Annotated in this window: 19 protein-coding genes; 12 read left to right on the top strand and 7 right to left on the bottom strand. The window is 65.4% G+C overall.

Features of this window, described 5'->3' with window-relative positions; genetic code table 11:
- The first annotated feature begins 46 nt into the window (after positions 1-46).
- Positions 47-595 (top strand): cupin domain-containing protein, encoded by a 549-nt coding sequence (locus tag AC0L2J_RS00170; protein ID WP_007606338.1) that lies wholly within the window; start codon positions 47-49, stop codon positions 593-595.
- Positions 596-735: 140 nt separating this feature from the next.
- Positions 736-888, top strand: a complete 153-nt coding sequence (locus AC0L2J_RS00165) for a hypothetical protein (RefSeq protein ID WP_167552259.1) — start codon at positions 736-738, stop codon at positions 886-888.
- A 43-nt stretch (positions 889-931) separates the two neighbouring features.
- On the opposite strand, the gene AC0L2J_RS00160 is transcribed toward AC0L2J_RS00165, so the two are convergent.
- Genes AC0L2J_RS00160 through AC0L2J_RS00150 form a run of 3 tightly spaced genes read right to left on the bottom strand, consistent with a single transcriptional unit; the run spans position 932 to position 4,729 of the window.
- On the bottom strand, positions 932-3,187 hold the full coding sequence (locus tag AC0L2J_RS00160) for a xanthine dehydrogenase family protein molybdopterin-binding subunit (protein WP_473386357.1): 2,256 nt from the start codon (positions 3,185-3,187) through the stop codon (positions 932-934).
- Positions 3,174-4,235 carry an FAD binding domain-containing protein gene (locus tag AC0L2J_RS00155; protein ID WP_473386355.1) on the bottom strand — a complete coding sequence of 354 codons (1,062 nt, stop codon included), beginning with the start codon at positions 4,233-4,235 and terminating at the stop codon, positions 3,174-3,176. Before AC0L2J_RS00155 ends, AC0L2J_RS00160 begins: the two co-directional genes overlap by 14 nt.
- Positions 4,232-4,729: a (2Fe-2S)-binding protein gene (locus AC0L2J_RS00150; protein ID WP_007606326.1), complete on the bottom strand. Its 498-nt coding sequence runs from the start codon at positions 4,727-4,729 to the stop codon at positions 4,232-4,234. Before AC0L2J_RS00150 ends, AC0L2J_RS00155 begins: the two co-directional genes overlap by 4 nt.
- Positions 4,730-4,969: 240 nt before the next feature.
- Between AC0L2J_RS00150 and AC0L2J_RS00145 the strand changes: the two genes are divergently transcribed.
- Positions 4,970-5,608 carry a TetR/AcrR family transcriptional regulator gene (locus tag AC0L2J_RS00145; protein WP_179950135.1) on the top strand — a complete coding sequence of 213 codons (639 nt, stop codon included), beginning with the start codon at positions 4,970-4,972 and terminating at the stop codon, positions 5,606-5,608.
- Between the two features lie 53 nt (positions 5,609-5,661).
- Positions 5,662-6,069: a DUF4864 domain-containing protein gene (locus AC0L2J_RS00140; RefSeq protein ID WP_473386353.1), complete on the top strand. Its 408-nt coding sequence runs from the start codon at positions 5,662-5,664 to the stop codon at positions 6,067-6,069.
- Here the strand turns inward: AC0L2J_RS00140 and AC0L2J_RS00135 are convergent.
- Positions 6,066-7,331 (bottom strand): MFS transporter, encoded by a 1,266-nt coding sequence (locus AC0L2J_RS00135; RefSeq protein WP_473386350.1) that lies wholly within the window; start codon positions 7,329-7,331, stop codon positions 6,066-6,068. The genes AC0L2J_RS00140 and AC0L2J_RS00135 overlap by 4 nt on opposite strands.
- Positions 7,332-7,482: 151 nt before the next feature.
- On the opposite strand from AC0L2J_RS00135, the gene AC0L2J_RS00130 reads away from it, so the two are divergent.
- The 8 genes from AC0L2J_RS00130 to AC0L2J_RS00095 all read left to right on the top strand — a co-directional run bounded on the left by AC0L2J_RS00130 (position 7,483) and on the right by AC0L2J_RS00095 (position 14,816).
- Positions 7,483-7,926 (top strand): hypothetical protein, encoded by a 444-nt coding sequence (locus AC0L2J_RS00130; RefSeq protein ID WP_473386348.1) that lies wholly within the window; start codon positions 7,483-7,485, stop codon positions 7,924-7,926.
- Positions 7,927-8,005: 79 nt separating this feature from the next.
- Positions 8,006-8,290 (top strand): hypothetical protein, encoded by a 285-nt coding sequence (locus AC0L2J_RS00125; RefSeq protein WP_473386344.1) that lies wholly within the window; start codon positions 8,006-8,008, stop codon positions 8,288-8,290.
- A 9-nt stretch (positions 8,291-8,299) separates the two neighbouring features.
- Positions 8,300-9,736, top strand: coding sequence for a TolC family protein (locus AC0L2J_RS00120; protein WP_473386342.1), 1,437 nt, complete (start codon positions 8,300-8,302; stop codon positions 9,734-9,736).
- Positions 9,737-9,749: 13 nt separating this feature from the next.
- Entirely contained in the window at positions 9,750-11,087 is a 1,338-nt protein-coding gene (locus tag AC0L2J_RS00115) for a copper oxidase (protein WP_473386869.1), read from the top strand.
- 35 nt (positions 11,088-11,122) lie between these two features.
- A complete protein-coding gene (locus AC0L2J_RS00110; RefSeq protein WP_473386340.1) occupies positions 11,123-11,578 on the top strand; it encodes a cupredoxin domain-containing protein in 456 nt (151 codons plus the stop codon).
- Between the two features lie 16 nt (positions 11,579-11,594).
- Positions 11,595-11,897: a copper-binding protein gene (locus tag AC0L2J_RS00105; RefSeq protein ID WP_007606312.1), complete on the top strand. Its 303-nt coding sequence runs from the start codon at positions 11,595-11,597 to the stop codon at positions 11,895-11,897.
- A 282-nt stretch (positions 11,898-12,179) separates the two neighbouring features.
- On the top strand, positions 12,180-14,321 hold the full coding sequence (gene flhA, locus AC0L2J_RS00100) for a flagellar biosynthesis protein FlhA (protein ID WP_063993785.1): 2,142 nt from the start codon (positions 12,180-12,182) through the stop codon (positions 14,319-14,321).
- Positions 14,322-14,615: 294 nt separating this feature from the next.
- A complete protein-coding gene (locus tag AC0L2J_RS00095) occupies positions 14,616-14,816 on the top strand; it encodes a hypothetical protein (protein WP_007600553.1) in 201 nt (66 codons plus the stop codon).
- 1,087 nt (positions 14,817-15,903) lie between these two features.
- On the opposite strand, the gene AC0L2J_RS00090 is transcribed toward AC0L2J_RS00095, so the two are convergent.
- The 3 genes from AC0L2J_RS00090 to AC0L2J_RS00080 form a co-directional block, all read right to left on the bottom strand.
- Positions 15,904-16,815, bottom strand: coding sequence for an ABC transporter substrate-binding protein (locus tag AC0L2J_RS00090; RefSeq protein WP_157234035.1), 912 nt, complete (start codon positions 16,813-16,815; stop codon positions 15,904-15,906).
- A 239-nt stretch (positions 16,816-17,054) separates the two neighbouring features.
- Complete coding sequence (locus AC0L2J_RS00085) at positions 17,055-18,281, bottom strand: NAD(P)/FAD-dependent oxidoreductase (protein ID WP_007606305.1); 1,227 nt, start codon at positions 18,279-18,281, stop codon at positions 17,055-17,057.
- Positions 18,282-18,634: 353 nt separating this feature from the next.
- Positions 18,635-19,594: a helix-turn-helix transcriptional regulator gene (locus AC0L2J_RS00080; protein ID WP_473251445.1), complete on the bottom strand. Its 960-nt coding sequence runs from the start codon at positions 19,592-19,594 to the stop codon at positions 18,635-18,637.
- Positions 19,595-19,904: the final 310 nt, after the last annotated feature.

The raw sequence follows: 19,904 nt of genomic DNA, 5'->3' as shown, positions 1-19,904 counted from the left end.
GTCCATATTTGCGCGATCCGCAACACTTGCAACACGGGTCAGGGACATGAGCGTCGATATCGGTGGACGGCTGCGATTCATCCGGGCGCGCCAGAAGCTGTCGCAGCGCGAACTCGCCAAACGCGCCGGCGTCACCAATTCGACGATCTCACTGATCGAATCCAACCAGATGAACCCATCCGTGGGGGCGCTCAAGCGCATCCTGGACGGCATTCCGATGGGCCTTGCCGAATTCTTCGCGCTGGAGCCGGAGAGCCGGCGCAAGATCTTCTACCGCGGCGAAGAGCTGACCGAGGTCGGCAAGAAGCCGATCTCCTATCGGCAAGTCGGCGACAATCTGTTCGGTCGCAGCCTGCAGATCCTGAAGGAGCGTTACGAGCCCGGCAGCGACACCGGGCGCGTTCACCTCGTCCATGACGGCGAGGAAGGCGGCATCGTGATCTCGGGAAAGCTCGAAGTCACCGTCGAGGACGAGCGCCGCATCCTCAATCCGGGCGATGCCTACTACTTCGAGAGCCGTCGCCCGCATCGCTTCCGCTGCGTCGGCGGCAAGCCGTGCGAGGTGATCTCGGCCTGCACGCCGCCGACGTTTTGAAGTTATCCGCAATCCCACGGAGCCACCGGTATCATACGGAGCTTGAGCCATCTCAATTTCCGTAGCCTGATCCTCTATATGTTTCGAGCGATAGCCAAGCAGCCTCCGCTTTCCGGAGCCGCTTCGTAACAGGGCTCGCTATGAAGATCACGCTCGCAAATGCAGAGGCCGCACTCGATGAAGTGCAGCGCGACAGCGACAAGCTCCATTCGGAGGAGCTGCGCAAGGCCATCGCGAACTACATCGAGTCGCAGCGAGAAGCGCTCAAGGCTCTTCGCAAGAAGCTGCATTAGCACCCGACGGAGCGAGACGGTCTCGCCGGCCCGCGGCCTCAGGCTACGTCAGTAACTCCTCGATCCGGATCGGAAAGCGGCGCACGCGCACGCCCGTCGCATGCCACACCGCGTTGGCGACCGCGCCTGCGCTGCCGGTGATGCCGATCTCTCCGACACCCTTGATGCCGAGCGCGTTCACGTGCGGATCGTGCTCCTCGACCGTGATCACGTCGAGCGGCGGCACGTCGGCATTCACGGGAATATGGTACTCGCCGAGATTGGCGTTCATGATCCGGCCCGTGCGGCGGTCGGTTATGGCTTCCTCGTGCAACGCGAAGGACAGGCCCCAGATCATGCCACCGAACAGCTGGCTCTGCACCATGCGCGGGTTGACGATGCGTCCCGCGGCGAAGGCGCCGACCATGCGGGTGACGCGGACCTGGCCGAGCTCGGGATCGACCTTCACCTCCGCAAACACCGCGCCATGGGCGTGCATCGCATACTCCTCCATTGCCGCCGGATTCGGCGCACCGGTGCCGCGCGCTTCGACCTCGGCGACACCGGCGCGCGCGAGAATCTCGGAATAGCTTTCGCCGCGGCTCTCGTCGTCGCGCCGGATCAACCTGCCATCGCGCGCGATCACGCCGGCATTGCCGGCACCGAACAGTGGCGAGCGCTCATCGCCGGTGGCGAAATCGGCGAGTTTTGCAATCACGGCCGCGCCCGCGCTGTGGATCGCGGCACCCGCGGTCGCGGTGTGCGCGGAGCCGCCGGCAATGCCGGCATCGGGCAGATCGGACGTCCCGGCCTTGAACTCGACGCGATCGATATCAAGCCCGAGTTCGTCGGCCGCAATCTGCGCCAGCGCCGTCCAGGCACCCTGCCCCATGTCATGCGCGCCGATTTCCATGGCGCCGGAGCCGTCGCGGCGAAGCACGGCACGCGCTTCGGCCTGGAACATCAGCGCGGGGAAGGTCGCGGTGCCCATGCCCCAGCCGACCAGAAGGCCGGTGTCGTCGTGCATCTGCCGCGGCTGGAGCGATCGCTTGGCCCAGCCGAAGCGCGCGGCGCCCTGCTCGTAGCAGGCGCGCAATGCCTTGGACGAAAACGGCTTGCCGGTGATCGGCTCGACGTCGGCATAGTTCTTCAGACGAAAGGCGAGCGGATCGATGCCGCAGGCCCATGCCATCTCGTCGATTGCACTCTCCAGCGCGATCGAGCCGGTGGCCTCGCCGGGCGCCCGCATGAACAACGGCGTGCCGGTGTTGACGCGCACGGCATCATGCGATGTGCGGATCGCAGGCGCCGCATAGAGCGTGTGCGAGGCATCGGCCGCAGGCTCGTAGAAATCATCGAACGTGCTCGAAACCGTGCGCGCGTGGTGATCGAGCGCTGTCAGGCGCCCCTCGCGGTCGGTGCCGATGCGCAGCCGCTGCCGCGTCGGCGCGCGATGACCGACCGGCCCGTACATCTGCTCACGGCGCAGCACCAGCTTGACCGGTTTGCCGACGAGCTTTGCCGCCATGATGCCGAGCACCGGAGGACCGGCCATGAGCCCCTTCGAGCCGAACCCGCCGCCGAGGAACGGACTGCGGATGTGGATCTTGTCGTGCGCGATGCCGAACAATTCGGCAACGCGCGCCAGCGACAGCATGAGGCCCTGGGTCGGCATGTCGATCTGCAGATTGTCGCCGTCCCAGGCAGCCACGATCGCATGCGGCTCCATTGCGTTGTGATATTGCGGCGGCGTTTCGTAGATCGCGTCGATCCGCTTCTCGGCAGACGCGAGCCCCGCCTCGACATCGCCTCGGTGATTTTCCGTGGGGTTGCCGACGCCGACGACCGGCGGCACGAAGCTTTCACCCGCATCGAGGCCGACGAGCGCGGGCAGCGTTTCGTAGCGCGGTGCCAGCAGCGCCGCGCCTTCCGTCGCCGCTTCCAGCGTCTCGGCGATCACGACGGCGATCGGCTGGTTTGCGTAGCGGACCTCATTGCTCTGCAACACCTCCATCCGGAACACGAATGGATTGGTCTTGATCTCGGGGTCGATCGCGAGTTCAGGCTTGTGGTCCGACGTCATGACATCGACGACGCCGGGATGGCGCTTGGCAGCCGCGACATCGAGCGAGGTCACGCGACCGCGCGAAATGCTGGCGGCGGCCATCACCGCAAACAGCATGCCGGGCGGATGATTGTCGGCGGCATAGGTCGCCTGGCCTTTGACCTTGAGCACGCCGTCGCGGCGGGTCAGCGGCTGGCCGATGTTCGAGCCGTGGCGCAGATGAGCGGGCGCGCTGGTGAGATTAAGCTCGGGCATGAATGGCTCCGGAGGTCGAGGCAAAGGGAGAGGCCGGCAGCGCGGGGATGCGCGCGGGCGTACCGGCGGCGGCGAGGCTCAGCGCGCGCACGACGATGCGGCGCGCGAGCTCGATCTTGAAGGCGTTGTCGCCGGACGGTTTTGCGTCGGCGAGCGCGCGCGAGGCGGCTTCCTGGAAAGCGTCCACCGCGGGCGCGACGTTCCTGAGCATGTCCTCCGCAGCGCGAGCGCGCCAGGGCTTTGCGGCGACACCGCCGAGCGCAAGCCGCACCTCCGCGATCTTGCCGTTCTCGATCCGGAGCGCAGCCGCAGCCGAGACGACGGCAAACGCATAGGACGTTCGATCGCGGACCTTGAGATAACGCGCATGAGCAGCAAAGCCGCGCGCAGCGGACGGCAGGCGCACCGCGACGATGAGATCTCCCGGTTCGAGCGCCGATTCACGCTCGGGGGTCTCGCCGGGCAGGCGATGCAGCTCGTCGAGCGCGATCTCGCGCCGCCCGTTCCTGCCCTCGATCTCGACGATGGCGTCGAGCGCGACCAGTGGCACGCAGAAGTCGGACGGATGCGTTGCGATGCAGTTTTCGCTCCAGCCGAGCACGGCGTGGGTGCGGTTCTCGCCCTCACGCGCGTCGCAGCCGCTGCCGGCCTCGCGCTTGTTGCAGCGGCTGGCGGTGTCGTAGAAATACGCACAGCGCGTCCGTTGCAGCAGATTGCCGCCGACGGTCGCGGCGTTGCGCAGTTGCGCCGATGCGCCGGAGAGCAGCGCTTCGGCGACGGCCGGGTAGGACTTGGCAAAGTCGGCGTCATGCGCGAGATCGGCGTTGCTCACCAGTGCGCCGATACGCATCCCACCCTCGGCGAGGCGCTCGATGCGATCGAGCCCGTCGAGATGGCTGACATCGACCAGACGATCCGGACGGCTGACGCCGCCCTTCATCAGATCGAGCAGATTGGTGCCGGCGGCGAGATAGACCGCGCCCGGCTGCGCGGCGGCCGCGACGGCCTCGGCGACCGTGGCGGGCCTGACATAATCAAATTGCTTCATGCGGTGCGCCTCTGATTGGATTCGTCCATGTCGGCCTGCGCGTCGAGCACGGCATCGACGATGCCGGCATAGGCGCCGCAGCGGCAGAGATTGCCGCTCATGCATTCGCGAATGCGCTCGGGATCGTTGCCGGCCTGTGCCTCGCTCATCATGCCGATGGCGCTCATGATCTGGCCGGGCGTGCAGAAGCCGCACTGAAAGCCGTCATGGGCGATGAAGGCGGCCTGCACCGGGTGAAGCTGGTCGCCCCGCGCCACGCCCTCGATGGTGAGAATGTCGGCGCCGTCATGACTGATGGCCAGCGCGAGGCAGGAATTGATGCGCTTGCCGTCGACGAGAATGGTGCAGGCGCCGCATTGGCCGCGGTCGCATCCCTTCTTGGTTCCGGTCAGATGGAGGCGCTCACGCAAGAGATCGAGCAGCGTGACGCGCGGATCGTCGAGGACGAAATCGCGCCGCGCACCGTTCACGGTGAGGCTGATGGAGTGGTTCATACAAGGCTCCGATCAGATATGGACATGAGTCGTCGCGCAGCGCGCCACCGCCGTGGCCGCCGTCGACATGCGCCGCCCGAACATCATCCGGGCCAACGTCTTCAGCGAAGATACGGAGGCAGCCTCCGCTTAACAAGAGCCGGCGGGAAATATTTGGAATTCGTCAAAAGCCCGTGCGCATCAACGCGATGCAGCCCCGTAAGGGTTCAATCTAACCAATTCGTGATCTACATTGCGTGGATGGACGAGCACACCGACCAGACCCGGAAGCCCCGCGCCGATGCCGTGCGCAATCGCGAGCGCGTGCTCGAGGCGGCCAAGGCCGTGTTCAACGCGGGTGGTCCGGAGGCGAGCCTGGAAGCCGTGGCAAAACGCGCCGGCGTCGGCATCGGCACGCTCTATCGGCATTTTCCGACCCGCGAGGATTTGTTCGAGGCGGTGTACCGGCGCGAGGTCGAGCAGCTCAGCGAGCTCGCCGAGCATTTGAAGAACGGGGATCCCGTCGACGCGCTCAGGCGATGGCTCCGCTCGGGGGTCGAATTCGTTGCTACCAAGAAGGGCATGGTGGCAGCCTTGGCACTCGCGGTGCAGAGCGGGTCGGAGTTGCATGCCTTTTCCTTTGAGCGCCTGACCAAGGCGATCGGCTCGCTGCTCGATCGCGCAGCCGCGGCCGGCGCGATGCGGGCAGACGTCAGTCCCGAGGACTTGCTGCGCGCGTTCTTCGGCATGTGCTACATGCACGACCAGCCCGGCTGGCAATCCTCGGTGCTGCGAATGCTCGACGTGTTCGTTGACGGGCTGCGGGTGCAGCCTGTCATGAAAGCCAGGGTCCGCGCGGCCGCCAAGTCCGCGAAGCCGGCTGCAAAGCGGAAGCGATAGCCCGAGAGATGTGCTAGGATCGGCACCGCCGGGATTTCAACGCGGAGCCTGTCATGCGCATCGCCGCCTTGCTGGTCTTTCTCAGTGTCGCCTTCGGCCCCATCTCAGCGCGCGCCGACGATGTCGCGACGGCACAGGATATCATCCGCGCCCAGGAGCAGGCATTCGGCCGCGACGACGCGCGCGCGGCCTATTCCTACGCCGCGCCGGCGATCCAAGAGATCTTCCCTGCGCCTGACATCTTCATGTCCATGGTGCAAAACGGCTACCCGCCGGTCTACCGGCACAAGAGCTTTGAATTCGGCGACAGCAAGAGCGAGGGCAGCCGGATTGCCCAGCACGTCCATATCATCGATGCCAATGGCGAGGCCTGGGAAGCGCTCTACACGCTCGAGCAGCAGGCGGATGGCAGCTACAAGATCACGGGTTGTTCGTTGCTGAAGGCGGGGCAGGCAGTCTAGGTCGCAAAGCCCGGACCGGTCCTGACGGCATTCATCCGCGAGCGGATCAGCAGCGTCAAGACGATGCCGATATTGAGCGCGTTCCACGCCACGCCGTTCGCGAACGCCGCGGCATAGGAGCCCGTCGCATCGAAGATGACGCCGGACACCCAGCCGCCGAAGGACATGCCGAACACGGAGGCGAAGATCACGATGCCGACCCGAGTTGCGGCTTCGCTCGCCGGCATCGCTTCGCGCACGATGATGGCATAGCTCGGCACGATGCCGCCCTGGAACAGGCCGAACATCGCGGAGATCAAATACAGCGAGGTCAGGCTGTCGAAGAACAGGTAGAATACAAGTGCAAAGCCTTGCGCCAGCGCACCGATCAGCAGTGTGGGGATGCCGCCGATCTTGTCGGCGAGATAGCCCGAGCCGATCCGGCTGACGATGCCGCAGGCCATCATCAGCGACAGCATCTCGGCGCCGCGCGCCACGCCATATCCGAGATCGCCGCAATAGGCGACGATATGCACCTGCGGCATTGCCATGGCAACGCAGCAGGAAATGCTGGCGATCGAGAGCAGCACCGTCAACGTGTTGGTCGAGAGCTTGAGGTCGACCCGCGGCGGCGCTGCATTGGCATGATCGTGAACGTTGTCGTGGCCCATCTGCGCGCGCAGGACCAGCACCAGGATGGTCATCAGGCTCACGCAGACGAGGCCGATGCCGATATGCGTGTAACGCCAGCCGATCGTCTGCATGCCCGTGCTCACGAGCGGCGGCCACATCGTGCCGGCGACATAATTGCCGCTCGCGACGATTGTCACGGCCAGCCCGCGATAACGCTCGAACCAGTGCGAGGCTTCCGCCATCAGCGGCGCGAAGGTCGCCGAGGTGCCGAGCCCGATCAGGAAATAGGCCGCCACGAACTGCCAGAGCTGGACTGACAGACCCGCCAGCACGTTGGCGATGCCGAGGAAGGCGATGCTGATCGCCATCGCCGCCACAATGCCGAACCGGTCGGTGATCCTGCCGGCGATGACGCCGCCAAGCCCGAAGCCGAACATCATTAGGGTGAAAGCCAGCGACACCGCGCCGCGCGTCGCCGAGAATTCGGCCTGCACCGCGGGAATCATGACGACGATCGCCCACATGCCGACGCCGCCGATCGAGCCGATCAGAAGCGCAATGACGAGGCGCATCCAGGCCTGACGCGAATCAGGCGTGAATGCTTCAGGTGTCTGTCCTGATTGATTTGGCGCGTGCACGGGCGGGACCATGGCCCGCGGATCGCCACAGGGTCAAGCATTGTGGCGCGATATTGGGCATGCACGGTGCACTGCGGTAAGAAGGAGCTTGGCGAACGCGCGGTTTGCCATTAATTTGCAATCAGCGTGTGCAACATGGCCGCGCGGAGCGCATGTCGGCGGAATGTTGCTGCGATTGACACGATCGATGCGGATCAGGGTGGGGCGCCTCATTGCCCTTGCCTATCTGTTCTGCGTGCTCGCGCCGGCCGCAAGCCTCGCCTGGGGTAGCGCTCCAGCACCGTGCCTCGACGACGCGCTCCTCGCGGACCTCGTGCCGGTGCATCACCAGATGCAGGCCGGCCACACGCATGACGGCGCCTCGCATGACCACGCCGGGCCGCATGCGCATCACCAGACCGCCGCGCAGGACGCGCCCGCGCCGCATCATCACGACGGCAAGGGTACGCCGGGACCGTGCTGCGCGATGATGTGTGTGAGCGCGTTGCCGGCCGACCTGCCCAGCGTCGCAAAGCCGCTTCAGCCGGTTTCCGCCTGCTCGCCCGAGATCGTGGCCAGCCTGCACAGCGCGGCGCGGCCCCTGCTCTACCGCCCTCCCATCGCCTGATCTGACGCGCGACGACGTCAGGCCGAGCGCGCATCCGCGCGCGCGAACCTGTGGTCTCCAGACAGATCAGGGATGACTCATGCTTACGCTTTCCGGGGCGAAGTCCGCCGCTGCATCCACAGCGCGGGGACGACACTTTCGATTCATTTGGCCGCTGCTGGCCGCGACGGCATTGGGGTTGTCCGGCTGCATGCCGGCAACGACACAAGTCCCCGGCGCTGATCCTGCCGATCCCGCGGCCAAGGTCGCGCGCGCCAGCTATCGTTCGACGATTGCGCCCTACACCAGCCTGCGGCCAGCAACGCCCGCACCATGGCGCGAGCGCAACGAGAGAGTCGCGCCGCAACCCAAGCAAAACCGGTAGGAGCGCGCCATGACACACTGTCTCGCGCCAAGCCTGCTCGTTCTTGCCTCGCTCGGCCTTTGCGCGCCCGGACTTGCCGGCTGCGCCGCCTTCTCGCCTGACAGCGGGATGAATGCCGTCTCGGAGTTGACGAGCCAGGCCATCAACAAGGACGTCGCCTTCGTGCGAACGGCCGAGGGAGCCGGCGCGGTCGGCGCGCGCGTTCGCCAGCTGCTCTCGCGAACACTCAGCGTCGAGGCCGCAGTGCAGATCGCACTGCTCAACAACAAGGGGCTTCAGGCCGCCTATAACGAGCTGGCGCTGGCCGAGGCCGATCTCGTCGAGCAGAGCCTGCCGCCCAATCCCGTGTTCTCGGTCTCGCGGATCTCGGGCAACGGCGCCAGCGAAATCGAGCGTCAAATTGTCGGCGACATCCTCGCGCTCGCCACCCTGCCGTTCCGCTCGGACATCGCCCGCGATCGTTTTCGCCAGGCGCAATTGCGAGCTAGCCTGGCGACGTTGCGGCTTGCTGCCGACGTCCGCCGCGCTTATTGGCGCGCCGTTGGCGGCAACGAGATGGCGGCGTTGCTGACGGATGCGAAGGCGACGGCGGAATCGACCGCGCAGCTCGCGGTCAAGCTCGGCGAAACCGGCTCGATCAACAAGCTCGATCAGGCCCGAGAGCAGGTGTTTTACGCCGAGACCACCGCCGACCTCGCCACCGCGCGACAGACGGCGACGAGCGCGCGCGAAAAGCTGGCGCGCCTAATGGGGCTGTGGGACGGCGGCCTCGACTTCCGCCTGCCCAACCAGCTGCCGCCGCTGCCGCGCCGGCCGCAGGCTTTGCCGTCGATCGAAGCCGACGCGGTCGCCCATCGCATCGACCTTCAGATCGCGCGGCTCGAGCTGACCGCGCTGGCGAAGTCGCTGAACCTCACCGAGGCGACGCGCTTCGTGACACTGCTCGATCTCGCCGGCATCTCCCGCCGCACCCGGGATCCGGAAGGCGCGCCGTTCCGCGAGCGCGGCTTCGACGTCCAGTTCCAGATCCCGATCTTCGACGGCGGCGAGGTGCGGGTGCGGCAGGCGGCGGAGACCTACAATTTCGCCTTCAATCGGCTGACCGAGCGCGCCGTGAATGTACGCTCCGAGGCGCGCGATGCTTACCGGATCTATCGCTCCGGCTACGACATCGCCAGTCACTATCAGCGCGAGATCATCCCCTTGCGAAAAATCATCACCGAGGAGATGCAGCTCCGCTTCTCCAGCATGCAGGTCGATATCTTCGCGCTGCTCACCGAGGCGCGGCAGCGCCTGGCCTCGCTGCGCGGCGCGATCGACGCCAGGCAAAAATTCTTCCTCGCCCAGTCCGACTTGCAGACCGCCGTCAATGGCGGCGGCGCGCCTGCTGACGGCGACAATTCAACCACCATCGCCGCGGCAGCGCCTGCCGATGGCGGTCACTGACATGGGGGCCAACATGTATTCCCGCCGAGGATTTTTGGGTAGCGCGGCGCTCGCCGGCGCATCCGTCGTCAGCGGCCGCGCGCAGGCAGCCTCCATTCCGGAAGGCCCGCACATGGACAAGGTGGTGATGCAGCCGCCGCTGCACCCCGTCAGCGGGCCGGACTATCACCCCGTCGTCACGCTGAACGGCTGGTCGCTGCCGTTCCGGATGAATGGCGAATGGAAGGAATTCCATCTCGTTGCCGAGCCCGTGGTGCGCGAATTCGCCGAGGGCATGAAGGTGAATCTGTGGGGCTATAACGGCCAGTCGCCGGGCCCGACGATCGAGGCCGTCGAGGGCGACAAGGTCCGCATCTTCGTGACCAACAGGCTGCCCGAATACACCACCGTGCACTGGCACGGCATGATCATTCCCAGCGGCATGGACGGTGTCGGCGGACTGACCCAGCCGCACATCCAGCCGGGAAAAACCTTCGTCTACGAGTTCGAGATGAGGAAGAGCGGGACCTTCATGTACCACCCGCATTCCGACGAGATGGTGCAGATGGCGATGGGCATGATGGGCATGGTCGTCGTGCATCCGCGCGACCCGAGCTTTCGCCCGGTCGACCGCGACTTCGTCTTCGTCATGAGCACCTATCGCGTCGATCCCGGCACTTATCTGCCGAAGGTCAACGAGATGACCGACTTCAACATGTGGACCTGGAATGCGCGGGTGTTTCCCGGCATCGATCCGCTGCCGGTCAGGCTCGGCGACAAGGTGCGCGTGCGCATCGGCAATCTCAGCATGACCAACCATCCGATCCATTTGCACGGCCACAGCTTTGCGGTGACCTGCACCGACGGCGGCTGGATTCCGGAGAGCGCGCAATATCCGGAGACGACGACGGACGTACCGGTCGGTGCTGTCAGGGTGTTCGACATGCTCGCCGACAACCCCGGCGACTGGGCGTTCCACTGCCACAAGTCGCATCACACCATGAACGCGATGGGACACGACATGCGCAACATGATCGGGGTGTCGCGCAAGGATCTCGCCAGGGCCGTCGGCAAGCTCGCGCCTGACGGCATGGCGATGGGCTCGACCGGCATGGCGATGGGCAACATGGAGATGCCGGCGCCCGACAACACGCTGCCGATGATGACCGGCACCGGTCAGTTCGGCCCGATCGAGATGGGCGGCATGTTCACGGTGATGAAGATCCGCGAAGGCCTCGCGCGCGACGACTATCGCGATCCCGGCCCCTACCAGTTCCCGCAAGACACCGTCGCCTACGAAGTCACGCCGCCGGCCCCGGAGCCAGTGCGGCAACAACCAGGCGGGCCGCCGATGAAGAACATGAAGATGTGAGCGTTTCGATGAACCACCACCAACTGGAGATACCAATGAAGACGACGATCAAGCTCGGTCTCGCGCTGGCCGCGCTTTTGGCCGCGCCGGCCTTTGCCCACGACCAGAACGGGCACGGCACCTTTTCGGCCGGCGAGCCCGGCGATCCCAAAAAATCCGCGCGCACGATCGAGATCCTGCTGAACGAGATGGACTACGCCCCCGCCAGGATCGAGGTCAAACGCGGCGAGCAGATCCGCTTCGTGCTGCGCAATGTCGGCAAGGAGGACCATGAATTCCTGCTCGCCACCACCAAAGAGAATCTCGCGCATGCAGTGGAGATGAAGAAGCATCCGCACATGGAGCACGACGATCCGAACGGTGTCAGGCTCGCGCCGAGCAAGACAGCCGAGATCCTCTGGAAGTTCAGCAAGGCCGGCACGTTCGAATTTTCCTGCCTGATTCCCGACCACCGCGACTACGGCATGGTCGGCCACGTCACCGTGAAGTAACGCAAGGGAGGTCCCCATGAACCGCATCATCCGTATCGCCGCCGCGCTGTCGCTGGCCGTCGGCCTTGCCACAGGTGCCCTGGCGGCCCAGGGCGCCGCGATCAGTGGCGAGGTCAAGAAGATCGACGAGGGCGCTGGCAAGATCACGCTCAAGCACGGACCCGCGAAAAACCTCGGCATGGATGAACCCATGACCATGGTCTACCGCGTCAAGGACCCGGCCGTGCTCAAGCAGGTGAAGGTCGGCGACAAGGTGACTTTCGAAGCCGAGGAGGCTGCTTCGGGCTATACGGTGACCCGGATAGAGAAGGCGAAGTAGGTCATCTCGGTCATTCCGGGCTCGCGCTTCGCGCGCCCCGTAATGACGGCCTGAGAGCCCCCAAATACCGCGGTCAGCCCCCATGCCGCACCCTTTATTAACCCTTTGCTAACCATACACCCGGCAAGAATTGCCCAGTGGAGTCGAGTGTCGTCAGCCGCGTAGAACGGGGAGTGCCCTGTGGACGCCAGTGCGGTGCCTCACTTTCGGAACGGCGGCCCTTCGGCCGCCGCGCAGACGTTTGGGGCGCGCGGACGGCAGTCGCGCGGAGGGGCAGCTACCATGGTCGACGTCACCGCGGGACAGGGCGTAGGCGGCACGAACGCCGGTTTCCCCACCCTTGCCGAGATCGGCAACATCCTCAAGCGCGGCGATATCGCCCTGGCGCTCGGCGTCCTCACCATTCTGGTGGTGCTGATCCTTCCGCTGCCCGCGATCGTGCTGGACTTGTTCCTGGCGATTTCGATCACGCTCTCGATCCTGATCCTGATGACCTCGCTGTTCATCCAGGCGCCGCTGGAATTCTCCGCTTTCCCGACCGTCCTGCTGATCTCGACCATGCTGCGGCTGTCGCTCAACATGGCCTCGACCCGCCTGATCCTGTCGCACGGGCACGAGGGCACGGACGCCGCCGGTCACGTCATCGAGGCCTTCGGCAGCTTCGTGATGGGCGGCAATTTCGTCATCGGCATCATCGTCTTCGCCATCCTGATCATCGTCAACTTCGTCGTCATCACCAAGGGTTCGGGCCGTATCGCCGAAGTCGCCGCTCGCTTCCACCTCGACGCCATGCCAGGCAAGCAGATGGCGATCGACGCCGACCTCTCCGCCGGACTGATCGACGAGACGGTCGCCAAGCAGCGGCGCAAGGATCTGGAGGACGAGAGCGGCTTCTTCGGCGCCATGGACGGTGCCTCCAAATTCGTCCGCGGCGACGCCATCGCCGGCCTTCTGATCGTCTTCATCAACGTCGTCGGCGGCATGATCATCGGCGTGGCGCAGCAGGGCCTGTCCTTTGCCGACGCCGGCCGCAGCTACACGCTGCTGACCGTCGGTGACGGCCTCGTCACCCAGGTGCCGGCGCTGATCGTTTCGACCGCGGCCGGCCTGCTCGTCTCCAAGGCCGGCGTGTCCGGCGCCGCCGACAAGGCGCTGATGAAGCAGTTCTCCGGCTATCCGCAGGCGCTCGCGATGTCCGCGGCGGTCATGCTGGTGCTGGCGGCCCTGCCGGGCATCCCGACCCTTCCCTTCCTGGCGCTCGGCTCCGGCGCCGGCGCGCTCGCCTGGCACGCCCGCAACCGCAACCGGGCAACTGCCAGGGCTGAGGAAGTTGCGAAGACCGCACCCGCGCCGGGAACGCCGGGCGCAGCCGGCTCCGCTGCGGCGGAGGAGCCGATCTCCGCGGCGCTGAAGATCGACGACCTCAAGATCGAGCTCGGCTATGCCCTGCTGCCGCTGGTCAACGGCCCCGACGGCACCGATCGCCTGACCGAGCAGATCAAGGCGCTGCGCCGCTCGCTCGCGATCGAGATGGGTTTCGTGATGCCCGCCGTGCGCATCCTCGACAACGTCCAGCTCGAAGCCAACACCTACATCATCAAGATCAAGGAGGTCGACGCCGGCACCGGCAAGATCTGGCCGAGCCAGTTCATGGTCATGGACCCCGGCGGCAGCCAGGTGCAGGTGCCCGGTATCCACACCACCGAGCCGACCTTCGGCCTGCCCGCGACCTGGGTCGATGCCAGCCTCAAGGAGGAGGCCTCGCTCAAGGGCTACACCGTCGTCGACGCCGCGACCGTGCTCTCGACCCACCTCACCGAGCTGCTCAAGGCCAACATGTCGGACCTGCTCTCCTATGGCGAGGTGCAGAAGCTGCTCAAGGAGCTGCCGAAGGAGCAGGGCGAGCTGGTCAAGGACATCGTGCCCGGACAGGTCACGGTCTCCGGCATCCAGCGCGTGCTGCAGCTGCTGCTCGCCGAGCGCATCTCGATCCGCGACCTCTCGACCATTCTGGAAGGCATCGCCGACTCGCTCGCCTTCTCGCGCAATCCCGCCACCATGGTCGAGCACGTCCGCGCCCGCCTGGCGCGGCAGATCTGTGCGCAGAACACCTCCTACAGCGGCTACCTGCCGCTGATCGCGCTGTCGGCGCGGTGGGAACAAGCCTTCGCCGAATCCATTATCGGCCAGGGCGAAGAGCGCAGCCTGGCGATGCAGCCCTCGAAGCTGTCGGAATTCATGACCGGCGTGCGCGAGGCCTTCGAGCGCGCCGCCCGCGAAGGCGAGGCCCCGGTACTGGTCACCTCTGCGGCAATTCGTCCCTTCGTGCGTTCCCTGGTCGAGCGGTTCCGGGCCCAGACGACCGTGCTGTCGCAGGCTGAAATCCACCCCAGGGCGAGGTTGAAAACGGTCGGAAGCATCTGATTTGCCTTAAGAAGCCGTGTGTTTTTCGGCCACAGGCAAATGGTTTTTCAGCTTTTGGCGCCTTGCCGATCAACGGCCGGCAAGGCGCCAGACAGGCACATTACAGCTTTGAAATAATTGCCAAATTGCACGATCCAGGGCCGTTTTTGATCGCGGCTTCTCACGTCCTGTCACGCTCTTGTGATCGCCTCTTGGGAACGAATCCCCCCAATACTAGGTTGTTGGGCACCGGAAGCATGAACCTGCCCAAACACGCAGGCGACTACTTCGGGTAGATGGCGGCAGGAGCCTTCCATGAACCACTCGATTTACAGCGCAGATCGCTCGACCCACCTCAAGATCGTGGTTGTCGCGCTCGTTGCCGGCATCGCGGTGGCGGGTCTCGGGATCACCGCGCGTACGAGTTCAGACGAAGGCCTGACCCAGACCGCTCGCGTCATGAAGGCGGGCAAGCCGATCGCCATCACCAGCTCGAACGTTTCCCTCGTTCGCTAAGGAGATTTGAGTTTCAGGAATTCACGCGGCTCTTTATCAGCCCCCCAAAGTCGCCACGTGGATATGTAGACGACCCCAACCCCAAGTCGACTACAGAAAGCGCCCGCCCCCCACGGGCGCTTTCTCATGTCTGGGGTATGTCGCGCGATACTTTCCTCTCGTGTCCCGGACGCGCTGCGACACTCTCCGCGTTGCTGCGCAGAGCGGGGACCAGCAAGCCACGCCGCCCGCTGACACATGGGCCCCGGCTCTGCAGCGCATCACTTCGTGACGCGCTGCGTCCGGGGCACGAGACTGAGTTTTCAGGCACACCTGCTTCAACATCGTCATTGCGAGCGCAGCGAAGCAATCCAGAATCCCTCCAAAGAGACAGGCTGGATTGCTTCGCTGCGCTCGCAATGACGGAGTGTAGGCAAGAACGTCGCTCTTAGATTCACATCTCACTTGTAGACACACCTTCGCATCCTCGCGACTAGTTTCGCCCGAGCTTTGCTTGGTCGCCTCACCCTCGATTGAAAGAGGGCGCAGGGAAGACCGGGTGCCGGCTGGCACCCGCGGTCCACTGTGCGAAGTTGCAATAAAAAATCTGCACAGCGGCATACAGGTGAAGCCAAAACATCCGGCCTTCCCTGCGCAGTGGCTTTACGGCTTATGTCGTGATCTCCCCGGGGAGCGATGCACTATTGCCCCCGTCGCCTTGCGGATGGCTGACGCGCGTGCCCGGTTGGGCAACCCACATCACCGCAACACTTGGCGCACAGACCCCGGGCGCCAGGACCACACGATTTTGCCGTACGCCGATCACACCGGTCGTGTGCGCGACGCCTTCGCTCACGGTTGCCCGCCCTGCGAAGTCCTTCGCGCCGATGTGACCAACGTCCACCGCCGTCCGGCCCGCGTTCGTGACGATCGCGATACGCCCCTCTTCCTTGGGCCGGAGTGAGGCGGAATATACGCAATTCCGAATTTCGGGAAAGTGGAATATTTTGGGCGGTGCGGGTTGACCGGCAGCTTGGGTGTTTTGCCCGGCGGGCAACGCTAGCGCTTGTATGAGGCTATCATGCCTTTGCAATGGAGGGCCGTGCCTTCATGACTCGATCACCTCATCGGCCACCGCCAGGAGGCGGTCCGGCGCCGTGACGCCCAGAGCCTTGGCCGTCTTGAGATTGAGGACGAGCACAAACTTGCTGGCCTGCTCGATCGGCAGGTTCGCAGGCTTTTCGCCGCCGAGGATCTTTGCGGCATAGATGCCGGCGCGGCGGAAGTCGTCGATCAGATCGGCCGAATAGGACATCAGAAGCCCGGCGCGGCCCCATTCCGGATAAGTGCCGACCGTCGGTTTTCCCGGCGCCATCACCAGGGGCAAGACGCGGCGCATGTTGTTGTAGAGCAGCGGCTCGCCGGACACATAGAGGGCATCAACGCCATCTCGCATGCTCGCCGAAACCGCGGCCTCGACGTCATCGAGCCCACGAACTTCATGTCGAACAACCGAAAAGGCGAGTTGACCAGCGACGCTTTGCAATGCGTTCAGCTCGATTGTGGCCAGAAGAGACGACGAACCGATAAAACCGAGCGCCTTCAGGTCCGGCACCAGCTCCTTGAACAGATTGAAGCGCTTGCCGGTAAGTGCCTGCTCGCCGCCAACCGCACTCATCACATTGCCGGTCGCATGGCCGCCCGGGTGCACATAGCTTTCGGCGAATCCTGCTTTGATGGGATCTGCGGCATAGGATGTGAAGACCAAGGGCAGGTCGGGCAGCATCTTGTGCGCGACCGGCGCGGCGGCAGCCGAAGCAATGATGACGCGCGGCTTGAGAGCAGCGAGTTCAAGCGCAAGGGCGGGCAACCGGTCGAAGACACCGTCCGCGTAGCGCCAAGCAAAGGTGAAGTTGATGCCCTCGGTAAGGCCAGCCTCCCGCATGCCCTGACGGATAGCCACAATCCGATCTTCAGCGTTTTTTGCAGGTCCCGGCACCAGCACGGCGACGATCGGCAAGTCCGGCTGGGCACGCGCCACAAGAGGTAAGGCTACCGTCGCGCCTAGTATAGCAAGAAGCTCGCGCCGCCGCATGTCCACCCCCGAGATGTAAAGAGCATTCTATCGGCTTCGTGGAGGTCCTGACCAGGAGATTGCAGTGATGCCGTTCCCAACGGCTCAGCCGGCGTCGGGTCAAAGCCTCGGCGGGCATTGCCTTCCTTTGCTTCCTTCGCCCGGCTCATGGGTGCAGGGTCAGCTCAAACACGCGGCGCGCCATACGTCGGCGGCGGCCCCTGCACCGTCGGCGCGGCTGCGGCGAACAGTTCGTCCTTGCGCCCCGACAGCGGCGGATAGATGCGCTTGCGGTTGATGGTCTGCTTGGTTGCCTTCGCGGCGGCGCCGGTGGCGCGGACGTCGCGGTCCCACCCTTCCGTATAGAGCGCGCCCCAGCCGCCGAGATCGAGCACGGTCACGTACCAGTCGATCCGCAGCGGCAGCATCGGCAGTCCCGCGAGATCGGCGACCACATTGTGGCCGGCGAAGCGGCCCATGGGACGCGCGAACTGGCAGGACATCACGGTCGGATGCAAGCCGTCGACCACGCTCGAGGCGACGTCGCCGGCCGCGAACACACCGCCGACATCCGCAACCCGCATCAGGGGATCGACGAGAAGGCGCCCAAGGCGATCGCGTGCGTCCGGGAAGCTCGCGGCCAAGGGGCTCGCGCGCATCCCGGCACACCAGATCACCGTCCGCGTCGGAATGAACTCGCCCGAGCTCAGGCCCAGGCCGGCGGCCTCGACGGAGACGACGCGCACGCCAAGCCGTGTCTCGACGTCGAGCGAGGCCAACGCCGCATCGATGACGGGACGCGCATGCGCGCCGATCGTGGCGCCCACCGCAGGATTGGGATCGACCAGGAGGACGCGGCGACTGCCGGTGATGCCGGCGCGCGCCAGCCTGTCGGGCATCTCGGCCGCGACCTCGATGCCGGTGAAGCCGGCGCCGACCACGACGATCGTCGAACGCCCCGGCGAAGGCGCGCTGCGTCCGAGCGAATTGAGATGATCCTCGAGGCGGAGCGCTGCTGCATAAGTGTCGACATCGAAAACATGCTCGGCAAGGCCGGGAATGTCCGGACGCATCACTTCGCTGCCGAGCGCCAGCACCAGCCGGTCATAAGCCAGCGTCTCGTCGCCGCCACCCCTGACCAGCGAAATCTCGCGACGTACCGGATCGATGGCCTCGACCTCGCCGATCCCGTGACTGACGCCGATCGGATCGAGCAGTTGCGAAAGCGGAAGCGCGACCTCGCCGAGATCGGCCTCGTAATTGCGGACGCGGATGTTGTGATAGGGATTGCGATCGACGACACGAATCTCGATGTCACGGCCGGCCGCGCCGATCTCCTCGCGCTTGCGTGCGGCACCGATGGCCGCCCACAGACCAGCAAATCCGGCGCCGAGCACGACGATACGCGCCATGTCCGTTGACTGCATTTCCCAAGAGAGCGACGACGAAGCGACGAACGGTCAAGCCGTCTGACCGCGCAGACTGTAGCTCATCCGGCCGGGCGGACCTAGGGCAATCGCATATGGGTCTCTGAGGCCATCCTTCGAGACGCCCGCCGTTGGCGGGCCCTCAGGATGAGGACCGAGCGTGCGGCAGCAGTTTTAACGGGCACCGATGCAGCTTAGCCTCATCCTGAGGAGACCGCGAAGCGGTCGTCTCGAAGGACGAGGCGCGCGTTCAGAACTCCCAAAATACCATATGCGATTGCCCTGCGGGCGGACCAACTGCGGTGGCAGCGGCGCGCCGCACAAATTCTCGGCGCGGCTCAGGCCTCGCGCAGTTCCGACGGCGTCGCGGCAAAGCGCTTGCGGAAGGCGCGGTTGAAATAGGACAGATCGGAGAAGCCCGACGAATGCGCGATGTCGCTGATCTTGCGGGTCCTGGCACGGGGATCGCTGAGCAGCTTGCGCGCCTGCAGCAGGCGCTGCTCCAGCACGAATTCGGTGAAGGTCGTTCCGGCCTGCTCGAACAGGCGCTGTGCCTGGCGCGGGCTGAGGCCGGAGCGCGTGGCAATCTCGGACAGGCAGAGATCGTTGCGGCCAAGCGCAGCCATCACGTCGGCGCGCATGAGATCGAGACGGGCCGCCGCATGACCTCGCCCGCGCGCAAGACTCGCATGCTCGGCGTCGGTGCCGAGCAGGAGGCCGACGAGATCGACCATGTGCTGCGCGGTGAGGCGCTGGCCGACGGCGTCGAGATGCGGCGCGTGATGGGCCGCAAGGGAGTGGTAGCGGAAGATCGTCTCGGCGACCGCGCCATCCGAGAGCACTTGCGACAGCTTGTCCTCGGCGCGCGGATTGATCTCGAGCAGCGCGCGGCGCGGCATGCGGATGGTGGTGAAGCGATCTTCCTCGGTGTGGCCGACGGTGCCGGTGATGCCCATGTCGACGAGCACCATCTGCGCGGGCGCAAGCTCCACGGCATGGCCGTTCTGCCCGACGCGGACGAGACCCGCATGCGCCGCGATCAGGACGAGATCGTCGCTACCGTCGGCAAGGTGGCTCTGGGTGCGTGAATATTGCGCGGAGGCGCCTTCGGGAATGGCGAGCGCGATATTATCGACCACGCTGACCTGGAGCCGGCAATCGATGCTGTCGCCCCGGCTCGGCCCGATATCCAGGCCGCAGGCTCCGAAAGTCCGCTCGCGCCAATGTTCGAAGGCCGGGCCGTGTGGCAGCCCCGCATATTGGTGAATGAAGATGCCCGACGTTTTCGCTGCATCCATCTGATTTCTCGCCCCTCTCCGGCACCATGATTGGGGGGCGCCGACTGCAAATTCCGGGCATTTGACGCCGCGAAACGCGGAGAGGTTCAAATCGGGGGTGGATTCGGCGGGATTTGTCGGAAGACGACGGCGGGACGGACCGTGGCGACAGCTTTCTGCGCTTGTAGCCCGCATGGAGCGCAGCGGAATGCGGGGCAGCGGTGGCCGGGGGGGGGGGGGGGGCGGAGGGGGGGGGGGGGGGGGGGGGTGGGGGGGGGGGGGGGGGGGGGGGGGGGGGGGGGGGGGGGGGGGTGGGGGGGGAATAACCCGC

The organism is Bradyrhizobium sp. MV1.5 (genome assembly GCF_055807615.1).
This window is presented reverse-complemented; position numbering and strand designations above follow the sequence as displayed.

What these genes read in the sequence shown, in the direction of transcription:
- AC0L2J_RS00170 (WP_007606338.1), top strand. Translation starts at nt 47, where the DNA reads ATGAGCGTCGATATCGGTGGACGGCTGCGATTCATCCGGGCGCGCCAG.
- AC0L2J_RS00165 (WP_167552259.1), top strand. Translation starts at nt 736, where the DNA reads ATGAAGATCACGCTCGCAAATGCAGAGGCCGCACTCGATGAAGTGCAG.
- AC0L2J_RS00160 (WP_473386357.1), bottom strand. Translation starts at nt 3,187, where the DNA reads ATGCCCGAGCTTAATCTCACCAGCGCGCCCGCTCATCTGCGCCACGGC.
- AC0L2J_RS00155 (WP_473386355.1), bottom strand. Translation starts at nt 4,235, where the DNA reads ATGAAGCAATTTGATTATGTCAGGCCCGCCACGGTCGCCGAGGCCGTC.
- AC0L2J_RS00150 (WP_007606326.1), bottom strand. Translation starts at nt 4,729, where the DNA reads ATGAACCACTCCATCAGCCTCACCGTGAACGGTGCGCGGCGCGATTTC.
- AC0L2J_RS00145 (WP_179950135.1), top strand. Translation starts at nt 4,970, where the DNA reads ATGGACGAGCACACCGACCAGACCCGGAAGCCCCGCGCCGATGCCGTG.
- AC0L2J_RS00140 (WP_473386353.1), top strand. Translation starts at nt 5,662, where the DNA reads ATGCGCATCGCCGCCTTGCTGGTCTTTCTCAGTGTCGCCTTCGGCCCC.
- AC0L2J_RS00135 (WP_473386350.1), bottom strand. Translation starts at nt 7,331, where the DNA reads ATGGTCCCGCCCGTGCACGCGCCAAATCAATCAGGACAGACACCTGAA.
- AC0L2J_RS00130 (WP_473386348.1), top strand. Translation starts at nt 7,483, where the DNA reads ATGTTGCTGCGATTGACACGATCGATGCGGATCAGGGTGGGGCGCCTC.
- AC0L2J_RS00125 (WP_473386344.1), top strand. Translation starts at nt 8,006, where the DNA reads ATGCTTACGCTTTCCGGGGCGAAGTCCGCCGCTGCATCCACAGCGCGG.
- AC0L2J_RS00120 (WP_473386342.1), top strand. Translation starts at nt 8,300, where the DNA reads ATGACACACTGTCTCGCGCCAAGCCTGCTCGTTCTTGCCTCGCTCGGC.
- AC0L2J_RS00115 (WP_473386869.1), top strand. Translation starts at nt 9,750, where the DNA reads ATGTATTCCCGCCGAGGATTTTTGGGTAGCGCGGCGCTCGCCGGCGCA.
- AC0L2J_RS00110 (WP_473386340.1), top strand. Translation starts at nt 11,123, where the DNA reads ATGAAGACGACGATCAAGCTCGGTCTCGCGCTGGCCGCGCTTTTGGCC.
- AC0L2J_RS00105 (WP_007606312.1), top strand. Translation starts at nt 11,595, where the DNA reads ATGAACCGCATCATCCGTATCGCCGCCGCGCTGTCGCTGGCCGTCGGC.
- flhA (WP_063993785.1), top strand. Translation starts at nt 12,180, where the DNA reads ATGGTCGACGTCACCGCGGGACAGGGCGTAGGCGGCACGAACGCCGGT.
- AC0L2J_RS00095 (WP_007600553.1), top strand. Translation starts at nt 14,616, where the DNA reads ATGAACCACTCGATTTACAGCGCAGATCGCTCGACCCACCTCAAGATC.
- AC0L2J_RS00085 (WP_007606305.1), bottom strand. Translation starts at nt 18,281, where the DNA reads ATGGCGCGTATCGTCGTGCTCGGCGCCGGATTTGCTGGTCTGTGGGCG.
- AC0L2J_RS00080 (WP_473251445.1), bottom strand. Translation starts at nt 19,594, where the DNA reads ATGGATGCAGCGAAAACGTCGGGCATCTTCATTCACCAATATGCGGGG.